Below are 20,483 nucleotides of genomic sequence, written 5' to 3'. Positions count from 1 at the left end.
GATCCCGGGGCAGACCCGGTACTTCAGATCAAAAAAAGCCGCTGACTGACAGCGGCGTTTTTTGTGAGGCGCATTCCTTGCGATTACGGTTGCCAGAACGGCTTGCTGACTTCCTGGTACCGGTCGGCTTCGTTCAGGCCAATGTCCTTCAGCAAATAGGGGGGCAGTTCGGCCAGCTCACGGCGGGAGCGACTGCGATGCCGCCAGCGGCCCAGAATGGCCCGCAGGCCGGCGGAGTGAGTTGACGGGCCACGGGCGACAGTGGCCGGGCGGGAAGAACAGTGAGTGGTCATGGTACGCCTCCTGAATGAATGCAGGCACAGCATAGGCAGCCCCCTCGCCTCCCTCAACCGACTTTTCTTGGGCATCAAAATAAAAAAAACTAAATGGCAAATCGCTGACACTCAATCAGAAAACAACCTGTTAACAGCTGTTTTTCCTGCAGCAAACATGGCTCATGCCCGCCATGGCATGAGAAAAACTTGGCACAGGAATAGTTAATGGCACCAGATGATTTTTTATTCACACTTCCTGTGTTTATGCTTTGATCCCGGCCTCTGGCCATGCAGAAATACTGCATCAGCAGGAATTGGCCTTGTCTCCTGCCAGATTGTGCGCGCCACAACGATTTTTATCAAAATGCAAAAAACACAAATACGCTGGCCGATCTGCCAAATGCAAGAATATAACACCATGTTAACAACAGAAAATCACTGATTATTTCAAATAAGGCGAAATCACCCTCCATATATAAGGCATAAACTCTTTCGCGCAGCAGATCGACGCGTTGATTTTGCCCTGCTCACCCCCTACCCTGCGCCCGGTAAAACTATCCTGTAGTTATTGTCTTTCCATTCCCGAGGAATCGTTATGAAACGAGAACAATGGGGTTCTCGCACCGGCTTTATCCTGGCGGCAGTCGGCTCTGCCGTTGGCCTGGGTAATATCTGGCGCTTCCCCTATATGGCTTACGAGAACGGCGGTGGCGCCTTCTTTATTCCCTACCTGTTCGCCATGCTGACCGCCGGCATTCCCTTCATGATCCTGGAGTTTACCCTGGGTCAGAAGTACCGTGCCGGCGCCCCCGGCACCCTGCGCCAGCTGAATGCCCGCTTTGAGTGGCTGGGCTGGTTCCAGGTGATGATCTCTGCGGTGATCGCCTTCTATTACGTGGTGGTTATTGCCTGGGCCATTTCCTACGCCTGGTTTGCCCTGGATCAGAGCTGGGGCGACGACAGCAACGCCTTCTTCTTTGGGGAGTTCCTGGGGCTGGGTGACAACTCTCCCTCCAACCTGGGCGGCCTGCAAACCCACCTGCTGCTGCCGCTGGCCCTGGCCTGGGCGGCCAGCTTCTTTGCCACCTACCGGGGCGTGAAGGGCGGGATTGAAAAGATCAACAAGGTGCTGATGCCGCTGCTGTTCCTGCTGGTGCTGGTGCTGATCGGCCGCATCATCTTTCTGCCCGGCGCCCTGAACGGCATCAACTGGCTGCTGGAGCCCGACTTCAGCAAAATCTGGGATCTCAAGGTGTGGTCTGCCGCCTATGGTCAGATTTTCTTCACCCTGAGCGTGGGCTTTGCCATCATGCTGTCTTACGCCAGCTACCTGCCGGAAAAGTCCGACATCAACAACAACGCCTTTATGACGGTGTTGATGAACTGCGGTTTTTCCATGCTCGCCGGCATCATGATCTTCGGTGCCCTGGGCTACATGGCCCAGGCGCAGGACAAGGCGCTGACCGAGGTAGTGAGCTCGGGTGTGGGCCTGGCCTTCGTCACCCTGCCCACCGCCATCAACCTGCTGCCCGCCCCCGGGGTGATGGGCCCGATGTTCTTCCTGGCACTGGTCTTTGCCGGTATCAGCTCGCACATCTCCATCGCCGAGGCGGTCACCACCGGCCTGATGGGCAAAACCGGCTGGAGCCGGCAAAAGACCGCCACCATTTTCTGTGGTACCGGCTTTGTGGTGAGCCTGCTGTTCATCACCCAGGGCGGCCTGCTGCTGCTGGATCTGGTGGATCACTTTATCAACAACATGGCGCTGCTTGGCTCCTGTCTGCTTGAGCTGTTCCTGGTGGGCTGGCTGTGCAAGCTGTCCGATTACCAGAAGCGGGCCAACGAGCTGTCGGAGTTCACCATCGGTATCTGGTGGCAGCTGTGCATCAAGTTTGTGTCCATCGGCATGCTGGCGGTGATCCTGTTCAACAATATCGTGGGCGCCTTCAAGGAGAACTACGGTGGTTACAGCGATAATGAAATTCTGTTTATCGGCTGGGGCATGATTGCGGCGATGCTGGTGGTGGCAATCATCATCAACGCCAGCAGCAAACAGGAGGTGAAAGCATGAGTACCGGAGCCATTATCATGATGCTGATTGGCCTCGGCATCACCTGGGGCGGTGCCGCCCTGTGCATTCGCCGGGCCATGAAAGCCAAGAAGTAAGCACAAGCAGTCAACCATAAGAAAAGGCAGCCGATTGGCTGCCTTTTTAGTGCACGCGACCCGCTCAAGGCTTGAATTTCGGTTGCACAAAGAGCCGTGAGGGGTCAATCAGTACGTCGTCGCTCATAAACTCGCGCCCCAGCAACACCGGGTACAGCATGCGGGTGCGGTCCTTCAGGGTGAACTCCACATTTTTTTCCAGATCTCCCACCCGCACCGGCAGCAGCACCACCGGGCGCCGATCCGCCTTTTTGCTGTTGGCCTGGCGAATTCTCACGTAGCGGCTGAGCGGGGCCTCCAGCTGCGCCAGATGATTATCGTGCCGAAAACGAAACCGGATCCAGGCCTCGCCTTCCCGCTCAAACTCGATTATGTCGGTGGCCGACATCGACGAGGTCTTGGCCCCCGAGTCGATACGCGCCTTGACACTGTCTTCCAGCGCCGGCAACCACAGCCACTCCACCCGGCCCAACAGCCATTTATTATCTATTTTCACGTTATCACCACTTGCCGCCTGGACCATAACGCCAGGGAGCAACAAAGCCAGTAACCAGATTACTCGTAAGACCCGTTTCATCGGCACTCCTCGTGCGCCAGTCATTGTCGCCCTTAGTTTACTCAAGCACAGCCGGCCCTGAAAATGGCCGGTACGGCAAAATTATGCTGAACATTGCCCTTTTCCGGGAGTATCCTTGGCGGTTTTGAATGCTGACGGACGGCCGATGAACTGGGATCCCGATTTTACCACGCGCAACGCCATTGTCGGCCAGCTTGCTGGGCTGGTGGCCTTTACCGACCCCGAGTGGCCCTCCCTGGCCAGCCTGAACCGTCACCTGGCCTCGGGGTTGGGGCTGCATTTTGTGGACAACGACACCGTTGCCGCCCGCGACTGCTATTACGAGGAAGCCGTGGCACAAGGCCAGGTTCCCACCCGCCAGGGCAACTGGCATGACTTTTTCGGCGCCGTGATCTGGCACCTGTTTCCCCAAACCAAGGCATTGCTGAACCGGCTGCACATGGAGCACATTCACGCCCATGGCGCCCGCACACGCACTCCGCGGCGGGATCGCATTACCCATTTCGACGAATGCGGCCTGGTGCTGGCGGTACCCGAAGGGGACGAGATGGAAACCCTGCTCAGCCAGCACCACTGGCAACGGCTGTTTCTGGAGCGGCGCCGGCAGTGGGGCAACGACTGGCAGCCTTTCATCTTTGGCCATGCCCTGTATGAGCAGGCGCTCCATCCCTTTATTGGCCTGACCGCCAAGGCGGTGGTGCTGCCCATGCCCGACGGCTTTTTTGCCCTGCCCAGGCACGAGCAGTATTCGGTGCTGGATAACCACCTGTGTGAGCAGTTGCAGGCCCGGGCGCTGTTCGACCGGCCCAGGCCATTGCGGCCCTTGCCGCTGCTGGGCATTCCCGGCTGGTGGCCCGCCAACGAGGATCCGGGCTTTTACCATAACACCGACTATTTCCGGCCCTGCCGGCAAGGGTGATTTGCCCCGGTTTTTTTCATACACTTGCCGCTCTTGTAGTTCAGAGGTACATGTTATGTCCGGGCACGATCCCGTTTACGATGCACAGTTCAAACCCCGTTACCTGCACCCCCGTTACTGGCCCACCTGGCTGGCCATCGCCCTGTTGTGGCTGCTGGCCTGGTTGCCGGTCCGCGCCCGGGATGGCTTTGCCGGCGCCTTTGCTCCGCTGCTGGTCAGACTCGCCAAAAAACAGTGTTACATCGCCCGCACCAATATTCGGCTGTGTTTTCCCGAGCTGAGCGACGCAGAAGTGGACGCCACGCTGCTGCAGTCCATCCGTGCCGGTCTGATGACCTTTTTTGCCTATGGCGAGTGGACCGCCCGCTCCCCCGCCTATCTGCAGGCCCGCTTCAAGGTACACGGCCAGGAGCATATCGACGCCTGCCTGGCGCAAGACAAACAAATCATCTTCATGATCCCCCATACCTGGGCCATTGATGCCGGCGGCCTGTACCTGACCTCACTGGGTTTGCCCATGTGCACCATGATGCACAGCGCCAAAAACGAGGTGTTCGACTGGTTTATCAACCGCCAGCGGGCGCGGTTCAACGGCATTGTTTACGAGCGCGATGCCGGCATCAAGGCGGTGATCAAGACCATTCGCGACGGCAAGCATTTCTTTTACCTGCCGGACCAGGATCATGGCCGGGAGGCCAGCATTTTTGTGCCGTTTTTTGCCGAAATGAAAGCCACCCTGCCGGCCCTGCCCAAGCTGGTAAAACTGACCGGTGCCCAGGTGGTGCCGGTGCTGAGCGTGTATAACACGCAAGAACACCGCTACGAGCTGGTGATTCGCCCGCCCATGGCCCCCTATCCCACGGCCGATCTGACCGCCGATACCCGGGCCATGAACGCCGAGATTGAGGCCCTGCTGACCGACTGGCCCGAGCAGTACATGTGGTTTCTGAAATACTTTCAGACCCAGGTAGACAGCCCGGAAGGCCGCTACGAGGCGGGCATTCGCAAGATTCGGGGGCGCTGATGGACTGGCTGGATCATGCCTGGAATTATGCCGGCCTGGTGGCCCTGGGCCTGCTGATTCTGTGGGCCGTGGCCAAAGCCGATGACTGGCTGGCCGAGCGGGAAAAGCGGGACTAAGGACTAAGGACTGGGGACTGGGGACTGGGGACTGGCATGATTCCAATCCCCATTTCCTGCTCCCTGTTCCCCCGATTTGTTACGCCGGGAAGAACAAAAACTTGGCCCCCACCAACAGCAGAAACACCGCAAAGGCCCGTTTCAGCACCACCGCCGACAGCTTGTGCGCCAGAATGGCACCCAGGCGAGCGAAAGGCATGCTGGCCACACTGATGCCGATCAGCGCAGGCAAGTAGACATAGCCCCAGGCCTCGGCGGGCAGGTTGTCGTGATCCAGGCCGTGTACCACATAGCTGAGTGCGCCCACCAGGGCGATGGGAAAACCACAGGCGGAAGAGACCGCCACCGCCCGCTGCATGGGCACCGAGCACCAGCTTAAAAACGGCACCGTGAGCGAGCCGCCGCCAATGCCGAAGATCCCCGAGGCCCAGCCAATCACGCCCCCCACTGCCGCCTGTACCGGCTTGCCCGGCAGTTTGCCGCTGCCGCTGGGCATCAGGTTGAACAGCATCTGCGCCGCCATCAGCCAGGCAAACAGGCCGATCACCCGCTGCAGTTGCAGCCCCGACATTTTGTCGGCGGTATAGCCTCCCAGCCAGGCGCCAATCACAATGCCCGCCGACAGCATGGCAGCCAGTTTCCAGTCGATGGCGCGGCGGCCGTGGTGAGTGTGAATGGCACTGAGCGAGGTAAACATGATGGTGGCGAGCGAGGTGCCCACCGCCATGTGGGCCACCAGCTCACCGCCAATGCCCTGCAAATTGAAACTGAAGATCAGCACCGGCACAATGATAAGGCCGCCGCCCACGCCAAACAGTCCCGCCAGGGTGCCGGCAAAGGCTCCCAGCACCATGTACATCAACCAGGTCATGTCCGTTCCCTGAAAAGTGAAAAGGCCCATAAGCTACCCAAGCGAGGCGCAAAGGAAAAGGGCAAAGTGATCATGGAGGGGAAAAAGCCGGGGTTGGCGTGCGGGCCGGCGGCCCCACGCCAACCCGGAGCGGGATTAAATTGCCGGCCGGCCCAGGCTGATGACCACCCGGCGGTTGCTGCTGCGCCCCTCGGGGGTGCTGTTGTCGGCAATGGGCCGGCGCTCGCCGTGCCCTTCCACCCGTATGCTGGTGTCGGGCAGGCCCAGCGCGAGAAAGTGCTCCTTGATGGCCCTGGCCCGCAGCAGCGACAGCTGCTTGTTGTGAAACTCGGTGCCAAAACTGTCGGTATAGGTGTTGATCACCACCTCGCCAATATTGGGATCGGCACGCACATAGTCGGCGATCATCGCCAGTCGCTGGCGCGAGTGGGGCGTCAGCTCATCGGCGTTGTTTATGTAGTTGAGCACGCTGAAGGCGATGTCTTCAAAACCGTAGGGCAGCAGGTTGTGCTGGCAGTCGAGAAAGGCGGCGTAGCGAGCGCGAAAATTCACCGACGACAGCCCCACCCCGGTGGTGCGATCGCCCGCGTACCAGTCATCAAAATAAAAAGTGGGCCAGCGCCCCTGGCTGAGCTCGTCGAGCATGATCCAGGCGTTTTGCTGCTCCACCATGGCGTCGAACTGCTGGTAAAAGGTCACCTGGCTGATCGGCTTGGGCGCGCGGCCCGGCTGCCAGTAGGGCGACTCGCTTCTCAGCGCCGCCTGCCGGGTGCGCGGCTGTGCCCGAAGCGGGCTCAGCTCAAACACCAGGTTGACGTTTTTACCCGCCCGGCTAACGAAGGTACCGGTGCCGAAACCGGGAATGCTGTGCTCCAGCCGGCATTCCACCGCCGAATCGGCCGCCAGCCGCCAGCGGGAATGATCCAGGCTCGCCACATAGATACGCGGCTGGGCCCAGCACGTTGTGCTGAGCACCAGTCCCGCTACTGCCATCAGTTTGCGCACAGCCACTGCCTCCTGTTACACCCTGACAGGCTTATCGGCTCAGGAGTGCGCTTCTTTAGTCCTCCACCGGACAAACGCCGAATTTTTCGCCGTGGGCCTGAATGTCGTGCAGCAGCAGGGTTTTCTCTTCCGGCGACAGCCAGCTGGCTTCCACCCCGTTCATGGCAAGCTTGAGCAACTCGCCATCGCTCATGCCAAGACCCTGTTGCAGCGCCTGGTAGTTGGCATTCATGTAGCCGCCGAAATAGGCCGGATCGTCGGAGTTCACGGTCACGCACAGGCCGGCGCGCAGCAGTGTTTGCATGGGATGCTCGGCCATCGACCCGATCACCTTGAGTTTCAGGTTCGACAGCGGACAGACGGTCAGCGGAATGCGACGCTCGGCCAGCTCCGCCATCAGGGCCGGATCCTCAATGGCGGCCACCCCGTGATCGATGCGCTCCACCCCGAGCAGTACCAGCGCATCACGAATATACTGCGCTGGCCCCTCTTCGCCGGCGTGGGCCACCAGCCGGTAGCCCTGCTCCCGGGCCAGGGCGTAGGCCCGGCGAAACTTCTCCGGCGGGTTGCCCAGCTCTGCCGAATCGAGCCCCACCCCGGTAAGAAAGGCATGAAACGGCTCGGCCTGGCGCAGGGTGTCGATGGCCGACTCTTCCGGCAGATGACGCAGAAACGACATGATCAGCCGGCTGCTGATGCCCCAGTCGTGCCGGGCCTGCTCCAGGGCACGGTGAATGCCGGTCACCACCACGGAAAACGGCACGCCCCTGTCGGTGTGGGCCTGGGGGTCGAAAAAAATTTCCACATGACGCACGTTTTCCCGCTGGGCCCGTTGCAGGTAGGCGTGGGTCATGTCGAAAAAGTCCTGCTCGGTCTGCAGTACGCTCATGCCCGCATAATAAATGTCCAGAAACGACTGAAGATCGTCAAAGTCGTAGGCCGCCCTCAGGGCGCTTTCATCCGCATAATTCAGGGTGATACCATTGCGCCGGGCCAGGGCGAAAACCAGCTCCGGCTCCAGGGAGCCTTCAATGTGGAGATGCAGCTCCACCTTGGGCAATTGCTCGATAAATGCAGACATGGTGATGCTCCTTTGCTGCCGAAACGATTGATATAGTGTAAAGATAACAAAAATTTAACCACAGCCCGGGTAAAAACATAACCCCTTGGTCAACTTTTTAACCCTTCGCTCGACACAGAGAGTCCGATTTCGATGACCGCCTTGTTCAAACGCCTGCTCGGCTGGCTGTCCGTACTGCTGATACTGGTACCGCTGCTGCTGACCCTGCTGTACCGCTATGTGCCGGTGCCACTGACGCCACTGATGGTGATCCGCTTGTTCGAGGGCGAAAGTCTGCACAAGGACTGGCAGCCTGCCTCGCGCATTTCCCCTCAGCTCAAGATGGCGGTGATCGCCGCCGAAGACAACAAGTTCTGCCGCCATCGCGGTTTTGACTGGGACGCCTTTGGCGATGTGCTGAGCGAGGCCGCCGACGGCGGCCGGCTGCGCGGCGGCAGCACCATTACCATGCAGACCGCCAAGAACCTGTATTTGTGGCCGGGACGCAGCTACACCCGCAAGGCCCTGGAAGCCGCCTATACCCCCATGCTGGAGTGGCTACTGCCCAAGGAGCGCATTCTTGCCCTGTATCTCAACATCGCGGAATTCGGCCCCGGCATCTACGGTGCCGAGGCGGCGGCACAAGCCTATTTCAATACCTCTGCCGCCCAGCTCAGCCGCCATCAGGCCACGCTGCTGGCGGCGGTGCTGCCCAATCCGCGGCATTATTCCGCCGGCCGGCCCTCGGCCTATGTGCAGCAAAGGGCGGCCGGGATTTCCCGGCGCATCAACGGCCTGGGCGGCTGGCTCGGCTGCGTGGAGAAATGACAAAAGCCGTTCCCGTCGTCATGAAACTGTCATACTCTGGCAACACAGTGGGAACCAGACCGGCACGAGCACCCGGTACAAGGAGCATCAATGCACAAGAACAACCTGATCTGTGATATCGACGGCGTTATCCTGCACAACAACGATCTCATTCCCGGCGCCGACGGTTTTGTACGCCGTGTGCTGGAGCAGAACATGAACCTGCTGTTTCTCACCAACTATCCGGCGCAAACGCCGAAGGATCTGCAGAACCGTTTCTATTCGGCGGGCATCGAAGTGCCGGAGCACTGCTTTTACACCTCGGCCATGGCCACCGCCGACTTTCTCAAGCGCCAGAGTGGCGAGAAGGCCTATGTCATCGGTGAGGGGGCGCTGATCCACGAGCTGTACAAGGCCGGCTTCACCATCACCGACATCGACCCCGACTTTGTGGTGGTGGGCGAAACCCGCAACTACAACTGGAGCATGATCCAGATGGCCGCCCGCTTCGTGGCCGACGGCGCCCGCTTTATCGCCACCAACCCGGATACCCACGGCCCCCAGATGCACCCGGCCTGCGGCGCCCTGTGCGCCCCCATTGAACGCATGACCGGCAAAAAGCCGTTTTACGTGGGCAAGCCCAGCGCCTGGATAGTGCGCGCCGCCCTCAACCACATGGACGCCCATTCCGAGAACACCCTGATCGTGGGCGACAACCTGCGCACCGACATTCTCGCCGGCTTTCAGGCCGGGCTGGAAACCATACTGGTGCTGACCGGGGTCAGCCAGGTGGCCGACATCGATAAAATGCCGTTCCGGCCCCAGCACATTTACGCCTCCGCCGCCGACATCGATTTGTTCTGACCCATAAAACCGGCTTCAAACTGGCCGCCTTTGTTGACAAAGTGCGGCCTGAACACGGACTATAGCGCCACCTCAGGAGCCGCAACCTATAACAAGTACATCATGGATCCCGTTTTTATTGCCGTCGCCTTTGGCTGCGGCTTCGCCGTTTATTTGATTGGCCTGCCGCCGCTGATCGGCTTTCTCGCCGCCGGCTTTGTGCTCAACGCCATGGGCTATGAGCCCAATGCCACCCTCGACACCCTCGCCAATCTGGGGGTGACCCTGCTGCTGTTCAGCATCGGACTGAAACTCGACATCAAGACCCTGCTGCGCAAGGAAGTCTGGGGCACCGCCTGCGGGCACATTGTGTCCTCCACGGCGCTGTTTACCCTGGTGCTGCTCGGCATCAAGGCCCTGGGCTTTGCCCTGGCCCAGGAGCTGCAATGGCAGCAGGCCATGCTGATGGCCTTTGCCCTCAGTTTTTCCAGCACGGTGTTTGCGGTCAAGGTGCTGGAAGAGCGCAGCGACATGAACACCTTCTACGGGGTGGTCGCCATCGGCGTGCTGGTGATGCAAGACCTGTTTGCGGTGGCCTTTCTCAGCATCTCCGCCGGCAAGGTGCCCAGCCCCTGGGCGCTGGCCCTGCTGGTCCTGCTGCCGCTGCTACGCCCGGTGTTCTGCCGCATTCTGGAGCGGGCCGGCCACGGCGAGCTGCAGACCCTGTTCGCGGTGTTCCTGGCGCTGGTGGTGGGCTACGGCGGCTTTCAGCTGGTGGGGCTCAAGGGTGACCTTGGGGCGCTTATCATCGGCATGATGCTGGCGTCCCACTACAGCGCGGCGGAGCTGGCCAAGTCGTTCTTCAACATGAAAGAGCTGTTCCTGGTGGCCTTTTTCCTGAACATTGGCCTGAACGGCATGCCCACCCTGGATACCCTGTGGATCTCGCTCATCCTGCTGCTGGCCCTGCCTCTGAAAAGCCTGCTGTACTACCAGCTGTACAAACGCTGCTACCTGCGCCCGCGCACCGCCCTGCTGGGCACCCTGAGCCTGAGCAACTTTTCCGAGTTCGGCCTGATCGTGGCGGCCCTGGCGGCGCAGCAGGGCATGCTGAGCAACGACTGGGTGATTGTCGCCTCCATCGCCCTGGCCATTTCCTTTGTGGCGTCGGCGCCGCTCAACGCCAACAACGAAAATATCTATCGCCGCATGATGCACCGCCTGTCTCCCCGGGACCCCAGCCGACTGCATCCGGACGACATGCCCATTCAGCTGGGGGATGCCAATATTCTGATCGTGGGCATGGGCCGTATCGGCCAGGGAGCCTATATGGAGCTGGAAAAGGTCAACCCCCACAAGAAACTGATGGGTATCGACTCGGACGAGAAAAAAATCCCCCTGTTGCGGGAGCTGGATATCAACGTGATCAAGGGCGACGCCTCGGACTCGGATTTCTGGGACAAGACCAATATCAACAGCCAGCTGGAATACATCTTCCTGGCCATGCCCAACCATGCCGGTAACCTGTACGCCCTGGAGCAAATTCGCCATGCCAATTTTCAGGGCCGGGTAGCCGCCATTATTCGCTATCCGGAAGAAGGCGCCCAGTTACGCGAGCTGGGCGCGGACGAAGTGTTCAACATCTATGAGGAAGCGGGCAGCGGCTTTGCCCGCCATGTGATAGAGCACGCCGGGTGAGTGTACCGGGATTAGGGATTAGGGATTAGGGATTGGAATCAGGAACAGGAACAGGAAACTGCACCAATCCCTAGCCTCCAGTCCCCAGTCCCCAGTCCCCAGTCCCCACAGTTTAGTGTCCGCCTTCGTCCTTGCCGTAGGGATAGCGCACATGGCCAAAACGGATCACCAGAATCGCCAGGGCCAGCACCAGGGCGGCGCCGGCCACGGTGATCAGCCGCCAGTTGTCCATGCCCTTCATGTCGAGGATGAGGTAACGGGCCAGGGCCACAATGGCGATATAGAGCGGAATGCGAATGGGCAACTTGCCCGAACGCAGATAGATGGCCACCATGGCCAGCACTTCCAGGTAGATGAACATCAGCAGCAGATCCGCCAGGGTCACCGTCCTGTTCTGCCACATGGTGTTGACCTCTATGCCCACCGCCACCACGGTGGCGATGGCCACGATGATAAGGCCGAGATGCTGCAGGGCATCCAGTACCCTGCTGCCCAGCATTCTGTTATCGCTCATTCAGTTCAGCTCCTTTTCGGTGCAATTGTTCATCTGTTCTGCCATGGTTTGGCACTATATTCACTGCCACTCAATGACTAGCAAACCACGTGCCAGTAAGGGAGTCCTATTCGACCTTGTTACCGGACGGCCGGCTATCTATAATACGCCCTGCCTTACCAATAGAGCTTATAAAAAATTATACCTTTATGAAATTTATGAATAACGGCGTTACGCCACCCTAGCCTTTGCTCTCCCCTTCCGCCACGCCTTGGCGGCCTCTCACTCGCCCTGGCGAGCGTTCTGCTGTACCCGATTAAAACCTGAATACCATGCTTCTCGCTCGTTATCATCTGGCATGGATTGCGTTTATCCACAACCTGGAACCATCATCATGTTACCCAGTATCAAACAAACCTGGTTTTCGAACGTGCGCGGCGATGTGCTGGCCGGCATTGTCGTTGCCCTGGCGCTGATCCCGGAAGCCGTCGCCTTTTCCATTATCGCCGGGGTCGATCCCAAGGTCGGCCTGTACGCCTCCTTCTGTATCGCCGTCATTATCGCCTTTGTGGGCGGCCGGCCGGGCATGATCTCCGCCGCCACCGGCGCCATGGCGCTGCTGATGGTCACTCTGGTGAAGGAGCACGGCCTGGAATACCTGCTCGCCGCCACCCTGCTGTGCGGCCTGTTCCAGATAGTCGCCGGCTACCTGCGCCTGGGTGAGCTGATGCGCTTTGTGTCCCGCTCCGTGGTCACCGGCTTCGTCAACGCCCTGGCCATTCTGATTTTCATGGCCCAGTTGCCGGAGCTGACCAATGTCACCTGGCACGTGTATGCCATGACCGCCGCCGGCTTGGGGATTATCTACCTGCTGCCGCTGGTGCCGGTGGTCGGTAAACTGCTGCCCTCACCGCTGGTGTGCATTGTCAGCCTGACAATAGTGGCTATCGCCTTTGGCATTGATGTGCGCACCGTCGGCGACATGGGCGAGCTGCCCGACACCCTGCCGGTGTTCCTGTGGCCCGATGTGCCGCTCAACCTCGACACCCTGGCCATTATTCTGCCCTACTCCCTGTCGCTGGCCGTGGTGGGCCTGCTGGAGTCGATGATGACCGCCACCATAGTGGATGACCTCACCGACACCAAGAGCGACAAAAACCGCGAGTGCAAGGGTCAGGGGCTGGCCAATATCGGTGCCGGTCTGCTGGGCGGCATGGCCGGCTGTGCCATGATTGGCCAGTCCATCATCAACGTGAAATCCGGCGGTCGCGGCCGGCTGTCCACCCTGGTGGCAGGCGTGGTACTGCTGATCCTGGTGGTGTTCCTCGGCCCCTGGGTGTCGCAGATCCCCATGGCAGCCCTGGTGGCGGTGATGATCATGGTGTCTATCGGCACTTTCAGCTGGGAGTCCGTCAAGAACCTCAAAACCCACCCCAAAAGCACCAGTCTGGTGATGATCGCCACCGTGGCCGTGGTGGTCTACAGTCACAACCTGGCCTGGGGTGTGCTGGTGGGTGTGCTGCTCAGCGCCCTGTTCTTTGCCAACAAGGTGGGCCAGGTCCTGTACATCGGTTCGGAAAAAGCCGCCGACGGCACCCGGGAATACCGAGTGGTGGGCCAGGTATTCTTTACCTCGGCCGAGCAGTTCATCAATGAGTTTGATTTCAAGGAAGTGGTCGATAAGGTGCGTATCGATCTGAGCCGTGCCCACTTCTGGGACATTACCGCCATCAGCGCCCTCGACAAGGTGGTGATCAAGTTCCGCCGGGAAGGCACCGAGGTGGATATTGTTGGTCTGAATGAGGCCAGTGCCACCCTGGTGGATCGTTTCGCCGTTCACAACGACCCGCAAGCGGTAGAAAAGCTGATGGGCCACTAATGAGAGAGGGAAAGAAGATGACCGAACAAGTATTGGCCTGTATCGACGGCTCCGGCCATGCGGCCGCGGTATGCGACTGGGCCGGCTGGGCCAGCCAGCGCCTGAATGCGCCCCTGACCTTTGTGCATGTGCTCGACCGGGAAGCACCACCGGTGCAGGGCAACCTGAGTGGCAGCATTGGCCTGGGCAGCCAGGAACAGTTGCTGGCAGAGCTGGCCGAGCTCGATGAACAACGGGGCAAGCTGGCCAGGGAGCAGGGCCGGCTGATGCTGGAGGCCGCCAGGGCGCGGGCCCAGGAAAGCGGGGTGACCCGCCCCGACACCCTGCAGCGCCACGGCGCCCTGGTGGATACCCTGATGGAGCTTGAGCCCAGCACCCGGCTGCTGGTGCTGGGCCGCCACGGCGAGGCCTCCGGGTCGGCCCATGCTCACCTGGGCAGCCATGTGGAGCAGGTGATCCGTGCCCTGCACCGGCCCATTCTGGTGACCCTGGAGGAGTTTCGCTCTCCCGAAAAAGTCATGCTGGCCTTTGACGGCAGCGCCACCACCCGCAAGGGCGTGGAAATGCTGGCCGCCAGTCCGCTGTTCAAAGGGCTGGAGCTGCACCTGGTGCTGGCCGGTGCCGACACCGACGACAACCGGGCCCAGCTGGAATGGGCACGGCAATGGCTGGCGCAGGCGGGGATCACGGCCGTGACCGCCATCGTGCCCGGCGAGGCCGACAAGGCCCTCACCGGCTATCAGCAACAGCACGGCATGGAGCTGATGATCATGGGCGCCTACGGCCACTCCCGCATTCGCCAGTGGCTGGTGGGCAGCACCACCACCGCCATGATCCGGGATGCCCAGGCGCCGTTGCTTGTCTTGCGGTGAGCTGTAGCGGACTGCCGCCCCGGGCGGTGCTGGCGGGTTTTCCTTTTCACCGTTTGGAACCCAGAAAAGAACAAAGGAGCCGCAACGGCTCCTTTTGTATCCACATCAGCGGTATCAGGGCGATCAGGGCCGGCAGAAACCGGGCAGTTTTTTGCCCTGTTTTTCCATCATGCGGCACTGCCGGTTATCGGCACCATCGCCTCTGGAAGAAAGGGTATCGGCCACCGGTTGGCTGGCGGTAGCCGCGCTGGTATGAAGCGGCACCATGCTCAGCGCAAACACGGCGGCAAGCATGACTGACATGACGGTCTTCATGGTACATCTCCTGTCAAGACTCGCGCCGTCACCCGCCATCACAGGCGGTCAGCACGAGTGGCCTTCGGGCACATCTGGACGTTGGCTAACCCAACGCTTACCCTATAAGAGTTGACCTGCATCAAGATAATTACAATTATTTTGACATTTTTTTTGCTTTTTTTATTGATCTATGCCAAACGAGTCGTTCCCGCAAAATGGGCCCGGTTCAAAAGCCATGGCGGGTACTTTTCTCCCCCGCAAACTGTGTTAGAGTGCTGACTCATAAGCCCCCGCAATTCTTTTTCACATCAATCACCTATCAGGATAAAAAAGATGAGCACCAATGTACTGGCCGGTATCGATGGCTCCAAACACACCGCCTGCGTTTGCGATTATGCGGCCTGGGCTGCCCAGCAGCTGTCCGCCTCCCTGGTGCTGCTGAACGTGTTGCACAAGCCCGAGCCCACCATGTTGCTGAACATGGGTGCTGCCGCCAGCCTCAGCGCCCAGGACAGCATTCAGGCCGAGCTGGTGGAACTCGATAAAAAGCGGGCCGAGCTGGCCCGGGAGCAGAGCCGGCTGGTACTGGCGCAGGCCAGCGCGCATGTGCAGCAGGCCGGCTACCCCGAGCCGCGCACCATTTCCCGCGAGGGCCGCCTGGTGCAGGTACTGGAGCAGTATGACGACTATGCCGATCTGGTGGTACTGGGTCGCCGGGGCACCAACGAAGACGACAGCCCGGAACGCCTGGGCAGCCATGTGGAGCAGGTGATCCGCACCACCGACAAGCCGCTGCTGCTGACCGACGGCGAATTCACTACGCCCCAGCGTATCATGATTGCCTTTGACGGCAGCGACACCACCCGCAAGTGCGTGGACTACATCGCCAAATCCCCGCTGTTCAAGGGACTGGAATGCCATGTGGTGATGGTGGCCGGCCCCAGCGAGGAAAAACAGGCTCAACTGGAAGCCGCGCGCCAGCTGCTGGAAGATCACGGCCATCAGGCCACCGCCGCCCTGCTGCAGGGAGAAGTGAAGAAAAACCTGCTGGCCTATCAGGAAAAGCAGAACATGGATCTGATGGTGATGGGCGCCTATGGCCACTCGCGCATTCGGCTGTGGCTGCTGGGCAGCATTACCGATCTGATGCTGCAGGAGTCCCACAAGCCCATGCTGATCCTGCGCTGATACACTCGCACGCCAAATAAAAAAACGCCGGACACTGTCCGGCGTTTTTTGTTGGTTAAGCTGTGGCCCCCGCCTTCGCGGGGGCGACAAAACGGATCAGACCACGCCCTGCTCGCGCAGGTAGTCGTCGTAGCTGCCGCTGAAGTCGCGAATGCCGTTTTCACTCAGCTCCAGAATGCGGGTGGCCAGGGACGACACGAATTCCCGATCGTGAGACACGAAGATCAGGGTGCCGGGGTACATTTCCAGCGCCATGTTCAGCGACTCGATGGATTCCATGTCCAGGTGGTTGGTGGGCTCGTCCATCACCAGAATGTTGGGCTTGTGCATCATCAGCTTGCCAAACAACATGCGCCCCTGCTCACCGCCCGACAGCACGCCCACCTTCTTCTTGATGTCGTCCTGGCTGAACAGCAGCCGGCCCAGAATGGAACGCACGGTCTGCTCGTCGTCTCCTTCCTGCTGCCACTGGCTCATCCACTCGAACACGGTGAGATCGGTGTCAAAGTCGGCGGCATGATCCTGAGCGTAATAACCAATGCTGGCGTTTTCCGACCACTTGATGGTGCCGCTGTCCGGGGTCAGCTCGCCCACCAGGGTTTTCACCAGGGTGGATTTACCGATGCCGTTGGTACCCAGAATGGCAATGCGCTCGCCCACTTCCACCATCATGCTCAGGTTTTTAAACAAGGGTGTCTCGCCATAGCCCTTGGCCAGGCCTTCCACTTCCAGAATGTTGCGATAGAGCTTTTTGTCCTGCTCAAAACGGATGAAGGGATTCTGGCGGCTGGACGCCTTGACCTCTTCCAGCTTGATCTTGTCGATCTGCTTGGCCCGGGAGGTGGCCTGGCGTGCCTTGGAGGCGTTGGCACTGAAGCGGGACACAAACGACTGCAGCTCGGCGATCTGCGCCTTTTTCTTGGCGTTGTCGGCCAGCAGCCGCTCCCGGGCCTGGGTGGCAGCCAGCATGTAATCGTCGTAGTTGCCCGGATACACCCTGAGCTCGCCGTAATCCAGATCCGCCATGTGGGTGCAGACGCTGTTCAGGAAATGGCGGTCGTGGGAAATGATGATCATGGTGCTGTTACGGTCGTTCAGCGCCCCTTCCAGCCAGCGGATGGTGTCGATATCCAGGTTGTTGGTGGGCTCGTCGAGCAGCAGCACATCCGGATCGGAAAACAGCGCCTGGGCCAGCAGCACCCGCAGTTTCCAGCCCGGTGCCACCTCGCTCATGGGCCCCTGGTGCTGCTCCAGCGGAATGCCCACGCCCAGCAGCAGTTCGCCGGCCCGGGCTTCGGCGGTGTAGCCATCGTATTCCGCCACCAGGCCTTCCAGCTCGGCGGCGCGCATGTAGTCTTCGTCGCTGGCTTCCAGGTTGGCGTAAATGCTGTCGCGCTCATGAATGGCGGCCCACAGCTCGGCATGCCCCATCATCACCACGTCCAGTACCCGCTCGTTTTCATAGGCGAACTGATCCTGGCGCAGCTTACCAATGCGCTCGTTCACGTCCAGGCTCACGTTACCGGCGCTGGGCTCCAGATCCCCGCCCAGGATTTTCATAAAGGTGGACTTGCCGCAACCGTTGGCGCCAATCAGGCCATAACGGTTGCCGTCGCCGAACTTGACGGAAATATTTTCAAACAACGGCTTGGCGCCGAACTGCATGGTGATGTTGTTGGTGGAAATCAAGAAACAAACTCGCTGTAGTAAAGATGGGAAAGGCGAAACGCCAAAGGCCGCCAAGGATACCGGCGGCCGAGGGAAAGTTCAAAGGCTTGTTCAGGAATTAATCAGGCCGGCTAGCGGGTGATCAGCACGTCGCAGGGCGGTGCGCTGAGAAAGCTCATGGCCAGGTTGCCAATCAATAACCGGCTGAGGCCCTGGCGACCATGATAGCCCAGCGCCAGCAACTGGGCGCCGGTCTGCTGTACCGCCTGAGTCAGCTGCTGGTGAATATCCCCGGTCATGATCCGGGTGGTGACCCGATCCCGTTCACCGGCTTGCAGAAAATGGGACATTTCTTCCCGCACTTCCTGCTCGATGCGCTGTTTCTGGTGGGCCATCAGGCTGTCGGTATGGGGCTGCTCCTGGCGTAAAAAGCGCAGCAGGGCCGGCGGCTCAAATACATGCACCAGGCTGATGTCGGCCTCGGGGGCCAGCGCCAGGGCCGCCCCCAGCGCATGGTGTGAACTGAGAGAAAAATCGGTGGCCGCCACCAGCCGCTGGTAGGGTTCATCCTGGTCGCTGGCAACCACCAGCACCGGCATGGTGCAATGGCGCAGCAGCCGCTCCACCGTGGTGCCGAGAAACAGCTCCTGCATCGGCTCGAGGTGATGTTGGCCGGCGATCACCAGCTCCGCCTTCAGCTCACTGGCCTTGCGGGCCAGGGTCAGATCGGGCTTGCCCAGCACCACATGGCGTTTTAGTTGCGGGACCTGCGCCAGGGGCAGCCCTTCAAGCAGCGCCGCCATGGCCTGCTCGGCCCCCTGTTTCAGCCGCCGGCGCACCGAGATTTCAATCATCGGCTCATACAGCACCATGGCTTCGTCAATCACGTGTATCAGATGCAGTTCGGCACCCAGGCTGGACGCCAGGGCCACTGCCCGCTGCACCACACGGCGGGAGCCCGCCTCCAGATCGACCGCCGCCAGTAACGTTTTCATTGGCTCATCCTCTATGCAAACGTGAGAGATCACTGAGTCTTATTGCCAGCATTTCCTCTTTCTGCCGAAAAAGCAAATGGGCGGCCTTGGCGTTTGAATTTTCCTGCGTACCGGCTTTGGTTTACAATACCGCTCCTTAGCGCTTTATTTTATCGGGACATCACGTGTTAACAGCAGAAGTTGCCATGCGCTGGCTGGTTGCCGGCCACATCGATCACTACATTTGCGAAAACTGCCATGGCATTCACCTTGCCGAGCTGCAGGGGCTGGATGGTGTGCTGGAAAGCCGGCTGTTCGTGGAGCACGAAGATGCCATTCTCACCACCGAAGTGGAAATTCGCCCCACCGGCCTGCTGACCCTGGTGGCCGATCTGGGCCGGCTGAACATGAACTACCCCAGCCTCAAGATCTTTGTGGACATCGTTGACGACAACCTGCCCCGGCTGATCGTGGCCGACTACCTGCACACCCAGGCCGGTATGGAGCAGCATCAGTTCCAGTGGATTGTACAACAGACCATGATGGCCACCCAGCAACTGGTGCAGGAGCTGGGCGAACTCGGTTACCTGATGCAGGACGAGCCCCAGAAAATGCCGGCTGCTGTGCATTAAGGCGGCAGACTGTGCAGGAATGCGGCAGTTAAATCCTGAATGCGCAAAAGTGCTTGAACCCGTTCGCAACTGCCAGTACATTACGCCCCGTTCCCAAGGGCAAGGCCCGCACGGGTAACAACGAAAAATGTGGTGAGGTGTCCGAGTGGCTGAAGGAGCACGCCTGGAAAGTGTGTATACGGCAACGTATCGAGGGTTCGAATCCCTCCTTCACCGCCAGCATTTTTAAACCCCGCGCAGCAATGCGCGGGGTTTTTCGTATTGGGCAGGTCTGCCATTGCCCTTTTCCCTGCCATTTGGCACCATTCTCTAATCCACTCTTTCTGACGGGAAAAATTTCTCGCTGTTCCCCGCGTTGTTGAAGGTGTACATAAGCGCTCCACAGGAGGGTTTTGCCATTGAATACAGCACCACTGGTCACTTGCGTTGGTGACGACATCATTACTGCGATTGCCGGCCCCGGCATCGGTATTTTTCCCCACTTTCTCACTGCCGCCGATACCGCTGCCCTGCGCGACGACTTTGCCCGTCTGCCCGACTGGCAGCTGACCCCGGCCGGCATTGGCCGGCATCAGTCACACCACAACAACGAGCGCATCCGCACCGACAAAACCCGCTGGCTGGACGGCACCACCGCCCCCCAGCAAGCCTATCTGGCGCTGATGGCCGACCTTCAGCAACAGCTGAATCGCCAGCTGTTTATGGGGCTCAAGGATTACGAGTGCCACTACGCCCGTTATGACGATGGGGATTTCTACAAAAAACACCTGGACGCCTTTCGCGGCCGCGGCAACCGCCGGGTAACCACTGTGCTGTATCTGAACGACGGCTGGCAACCGGACCATGGCGGCGAATTACTGATCTATGGGGAAAAGGGCGGGGAGCCGCAGTATCAGGTCATGCCCGAGGGCGGCACCCTGGTGTGTTTTCTGTCGGAGTGCTTTCCCCATGAGGTATTGCCGGCCCGCCGGCCGCGGCTGAGCATTGCCGGCTGGTTTCGCATTGACGATCCGGTGGCGCCGGTGCTGAGACTATAATCACATTCGAATTAGTGATCCGTTGATTTATTGGAGTTTATATTAACGGATTACCAAAAAAGGGCAGGTAAATCATCGAAAT

The 20,483-nt window shown here is 59.8% G+C and carries 21 protein-coding genes and 1 tRNA gene; 13 read left to right on the top strand and 9 right to left on the bottom strand.

Annotation, left to right across the window (positions count from 1 at the left end; genetic code table 11):
• Positions 1 to 83 precede the first annotated feature (83 nt).
• Entirely contained in the window at positions 84 to 293 is a 210-nt protein-coding gene (locus GU3_RS17415) for a DUF1127 domain-containing protein (protein ID WP_014292394.1), read from the bottom strand.
• A 577-nt stretch (positions 294 to 870) separates the two neighbouring features.
• Between GU3_RS17415 and GU3_RS09880 the strand changes: the two genes are divergently transcribed.
• Both GU3_RS09880 and GU3_RS17080 read left to right on the top strand, forming a co-directional pair.
• Positions 871 to 2,346 (top strand): sodium-dependent transporter, encoded by a 1,476-nt coding sequence (locus GU3_RS09880; protein ID WP_014292393.1) that lies wholly within the window; start codon positions 871 to 873, stop codon positions 2,344 to 2,346.
• Positions 2,343 to 2,441 (top strand): MetS family NSS transporter small subunit, encoded by a 99-nt coding sequence (locus tag GU3_RS17080; protein WP_014292392.1) that lies wholly within the window; start codon positions 2,343 to 2,345, stop codon positions 2,439 to 2,441. The genes GU3_RS09880 and GU3_RS17080 overlap by 4 nt, the downstream gene beginning before the upstream one ends.
• A 64-nt stretch (positions 2,442 to 2,505) precedes the next feature.
• On the opposite strand, the gene GU3_RS09875 is transcribed toward GU3_RS17080, so the two are convergent.
• A complete protein-coding gene (locus tag GU3_RS09875; RefSeq protein ID WP_237711130.1) occupies positions 2,506 to 2,937 on the bottom strand; it encodes an ATP-dependent zinc protease in 432 nt (143 codons plus the stop codon).
• 226 nt (positions 2,938 to 3,163) lie between these two features.
• On the opposite strand from GU3_RS09875, the gene GU3_RS09870 reads away from it, so the two are divergent.
• Positions 3,164 to 3,937 carry a DUF3025 domain-containing protein gene (locus GU3_RS09870; protein ID WP_014292390.1) on the top strand — a complete coding sequence of 258 codons (774 nt, stop codon included), beginning with the start codon at positions 3,164 to 3,166 and terminating at the stop codon, positions 3,935 to 3,937.
• Between the two features lie 55 nt (positions 3,938 to 3,992).
• Positions 3,993 to 4,961 (top strand): lauroyl-Kdo(2)-lipid IV(A) myristoyltransferase, encoded by a 969-nt coding sequence (gene lpxM, locus GU3_RS09865; protein WP_014292389.1) that lies wholly within the window; start codon positions 3,993 to 3,995, stop codon positions 4,959 to 4,961.
• A 195-nt stretch (positions 4,962 to 5,156) separates the two neighbouring features.
• On the opposite strand, the gene GU3_RS09860 is transcribed toward lpxM, so the two are convergent.
• From GU3_RS09860 to GU3_RS09850, 3 genes are all read right to left on the bottom strand, one after another.
• Positions 5,157 to 5,948, bottom strand: coding sequence for a sulfite exporter TauE/SafE family protein (locus GU3_RS09860; RefSeq protein WP_014292388.1), 792 nt, complete (start codon positions 5,946 to 5,948; stop codon positions 5,157 to 5,159).
• Positions 5,949 to 6,083: 135 nt separating this feature from the next.
• Positions 6,084 to 6,953 (bottom strand): OmpA family protein, encoded by an 870-nt coding sequence (locus GU3_RS09855; protein ID WP_014292387.1) that lies wholly within the window; start codon positions 6,951 to 6,953, stop codon positions 6,084 to 6,086.
• A gap of 55 nt (positions 6,954 to 7,008) precedes the next feature.
• Positions 7,009 to 8,034: an adenosine deaminase gene (locus GU3_RS09850; RefSeq protein ID WP_014292386.1), complete on the bottom strand. Its 1,026-nt coding sequence runs from the start codon at positions 8,032 to 8,034 to the stop codon at positions 7,009 to 7,011.
• Between the two features lie 132 nt (positions 8,035 to 8,166).
• Between GU3_RS09850 and mtgA the strand changes: the two genes are divergently transcribed.
• The 3 genes from mtgA (at position 8,167) to GU3_RS09835 (ending at position 11,361) form a co-directional block, all read left to right on the top strand.
• Positions 8,167 to 8,841 (top strand): monofunctional biosynthetic peptidoglycan transglycosylase, encoded by a 675-nt coding sequence (gene mtgA, locus GU3_RS09845; RefSeq protein ID WP_014292385.1) that lies wholly within the window; start codon positions 8,167 to 8,169, stop codon positions 8,839 to 8,841.
• 90 nt (positions 8,842 to 8,931) lie between these two features.
• Positions 8,932 to 9,684, top strand: coding sequence for an HAD-IIA family hydrolase (locus GU3_RS09840; RefSeq protein WP_014292384.1), 753 nt, complete (start codon positions 8,932 to 8,934; stop codon positions 9,682 to 9,684).
• Positions 9,685 to 9,786: 102 nt separating this feature from the next.
• A complete protein-coding gene (locus GU3_RS09835; RefSeq protein ID WP_014292383.1) occupies positions 9,787 to 11,361 on the top strand; it encodes a cation:proton antiporter family protein in 1,575 nt (524 codons plus the stop codon).
• Positions 11,362 to 11,473: 112 nt separating this feature from the next.
• Here GU3_RS09835 and GU3_RS09830 read toward each other — a convergent pair whose 3' ends face one another.
• Positions 11,474 to 11,875 carry a phosphate-starvation-inducible protein PsiE gene (locus GU3_RS09830; protein ID WP_014292382.1) on the bottom strand — a complete coding sequence of 134 codons (402 nt, stop codon included), beginning with the start codon at positions 11,873 to 11,875 and terminating at the stop codon, positions 11,474 to 11,476.
• A 373-nt stretch (positions 11,876 to 12,248) separates the two neighbouring features.
• On the opposite strand from GU3_RS09830, the gene GU3_RS09825 reads away from it, so the two are divergent.
• Positions 12,249 to 13,733: a SulP family inorganic anion transporter gene (locus tag GU3_RS09825; RefSeq protein WP_014292381.1), complete on the top strand. Its 1,485-nt coding sequence runs from the start codon at positions 12,249 to 12,251 to the stop codon at positions 13,731 to 13,733.
• A 17-nt stretch (positions 13,734 to 13,750) separates the two neighbouring features.
• The gene (locus GU3_RS09820; protein ID WP_014292380.1) at positions 13,751 to 14,605 is read left to right on the top strand and encodes a universal stress protein; all 855 of its coding nucleotides are present in this window, start codon (positions 13,751 to 13,753) and stop codon (positions 14,603 to 14,605) included.
• A gap of 123 nt (positions 14,606 to 14,728) precedes the next feature.
• Here the strand turns inward: GU3_RS09820 and GU3_RS09815 are convergent, their stop codons facing one another.
• A complete protein-coding gene (locus GU3_RS09815; RefSeq protein WP_014292379.1) occupies positions 14,729 to 14,920 on the bottom strand; it encodes a hypothetical protein in 192 nt (63 codons plus the stop codon).
• A 315-nt stretch (positions 14,921 to 15,235) separates the two neighbouring features.
• On the opposite strand from GU3_RS09815, the gene GU3_RS09810 reads away from it, so the two are divergent.
• Positions 15,236 to 16,090 (top strand): universal stress protein, encoded by an 855-nt coding sequence (locus tag GU3_RS09810; RefSeq protein WP_014292378.1) that lies wholly within the window; start codon positions 15,236 to 15,238, stop codon positions 16,088 to 16,090.
• A gap of 96 nt (positions 16,091 to 16,186) precedes the next feature.
• Here GU3_RS09810 and GU3_RS09805 read toward each other — a convergent pair whose 3' ends face one another.
• Together GU3_RS09805 and GU3_RS09800 are read right to left on the bottom strand one after the other, a co-directional pair.
• Entirely contained in the window at positions 16,187 to 17,779 is a 1,593-nt protein-coding gene (locus GU3_RS09805) for an ABC-F family ATPase (protein ID WP_014292377.1), read from the bottom strand.
• Positions 17,780 to 17,889: 110 nt separating this feature from the next.
• On the bottom strand, positions 17,890 to 18,753 hold the full coding sequence (locus GU3_RS09800; protein ID WP_014292376.1) for a universal stress protein: 864 nt from the start codon (positions 18,751 to 18,753) through the stop codon (positions 17,890 to 17,892).
• Positions 18,754 to 18,938: 185 nt separating this feature from the next.
• On the opposite strand from GU3_RS09800, the gene GU3_RS09795 reads away from it, so the two are divergent.
• The 3 genes from GU3_RS09795 (at position 18,939) to GU3_RS09785 (ending at position 20,401) form a co-directional block, all read left to right on the top strand.
• Positions 18,939 to 19,364: a YbjN domain-containing protein gene (locus GU3_RS09795; protein WP_014292375.1), complete on the top strand. Its 426-nt coding sequence runs from the start codon at positions 18,939 to 18,941 to the stop codon at positions 19,362 to 19,364.
• Between the two features lie 131 nt (positions 19,365 to 19,495).
• A tRNA-Ser gene (locus tag GU3_RS09790) sits at positions 19,496 to 19,583 on the top strand.
• A gap of 179 nt (positions 19,584 to 19,762) precedes the next feature.
• Positions 19,763 to 20,401 (top strand): 2OG-Fe(II) oxygenase, encoded by a 639-nt coding sequence (locus GU3_RS09785; protein ID WP_014292374.1) that lies wholly within the window; start codon positions 19,763 to 19,765, stop codon positions 20,399 to 20,401.
• The last annotated feature ends 82 nt before the right edge of the window (positions 20,402 to 20,483 follow it).

The organism is Oceanimonas sp. GK1, from assembly GCF_000243075.1.
GTDB lineage: Bacteria > Pseudomonadota > Gammaproteobacteria > Enterobacterales > Aeromonadaceae > Oceanimonas.
The sequence above is the reverse complement of the archived record's forward strand: the minus strand, read 5'-3'. Positions and strand labels throughout refer to the sequence as shown.

What these genes read in the sequence shown, in the direction of transcription:
- GU3_RS17415 (WP_014292394.1), bottom strand. Translation starts at nt 293, where the DNA reads ATGACCACTCACTGTTCTTCCCGCCCGGCCACTGTCGCCCGTGGCCCG.
- GU3_RS09880 (WP_014292393.1), top strand. Translation starts at nt 871, where the DNA reads ATGAAACGAGAACAATGGGGTTCTCGCACCGGCTTTATCCTGGCGGCA.
- GU3_RS17080 (WP_014292392.1), top strand. Translation starts at nt 2,343, where the DNA reads ATGAGTACCGGAGCCATTATCATGATGCTGATTGGCCTCGGCATCACC.
- GU3_RS09870 (WP_014292390.1), top strand. Translation starts at nt 3,164, where the DNA reads ATGAACTGGGATCCCGATTTTACCACGCGCAACGCCATTGTCGGCCAG.
- lpxM (WP_014292389.1), top strand. Translation starts at nt 3,993, where the DNA reads ATGTCCGGGCACGATCCCGTTTACGATGCACAGTTCAAACCCCGTTAC.
- GU3_RS09860 (WP_014292388.1), bottom strand. Translation starts at nt 5,948, where the DNA reads ATGACCTGGTTGATGTACATGGTGCTGGGAGCCTTTGCCGGCACCCTG.
- GU3_RS09850 (WP_014292386.1), bottom strand. Translation starts at nt 8,034, where the DNA reads ATGTCTGCATTTATCGAGCAATTGCCCAAGGTGGAGCTGCATCTCCAC.
- mtgA (WP_014292385.1), top strand. Translation starts at nt 8,167, where the DNA reads ATGACCGCCTTGTTCAAACGCCTGCTCGGCTGGCTGTCCGTACTGCTG.
- GU3_RS09840 (WP_014292384.1), top strand. Translation starts at nt 8,932, where the DNA reads ATGCACAAGAACAACCTGATCTGTGATATCGACGGCGTTATCCTGCAC.
- GU3_RS09835 (WP_014292383.1), top strand. Translation starts at nt 9,787, where the DNA reads ATGGATCCCGTTTTTATTGCCGTCGCCTTTGGCTGCGGCTTCGCCGTT.
- GU3_RS09830 (WP_014292382.1), bottom strand. Translation starts at nt 11,875, where the DNA reads ATGAGCGATAACAGAATGCTGGGCAGCAGGGTACTGGATGCCCTGCAG.
- GU3_RS09825 (WP_014292381.1), top strand. Translation starts at nt 12,249, where the DNA reads ATGTTACCCAGTATCAAACAAACCTGGTTTTCGAACGTGCGCGGCGAT.
- GU3_RS09820 (WP_014292380.1), top strand. Translation starts at nt 13,751, where the DNA reads ATGACCGAACAAGTATTGGCCTGTATCGACGGCTCCGGCCATGCGGCC.
- GU3_RS09815 (WP_014292379.1), bottom strand. Translation starts at nt 14,920, where the DNA reads ATGAAGACCGTCATGTCAGTCATGCTTGCCGCCGTGTTTGCGCTGAGC.
- GU3_RS09810 (WP_014292378.1), top strand. Translation starts at nt 15,236, where the DNA reads ATGAGCACCAATGTACTGGCCGGTATCGATGGCTCCAAACACACCGCC.
- GU3_RS09800 (WP_014292376.1), bottom strand. Translation starts at nt 18,753, where the DNA reads ATGAAAACGTTACTGGCGGCGGTCGATCTGGAGGCGGGCTCCCGCCGT.
- GU3_RS09795 (WP_014292375.1), top strand. Translation starts at nt 18,939, where the DNA reads ATGCGCTGGCTGGTTGCCGGCCACATCGATCACTACATTTGCGAAAAC.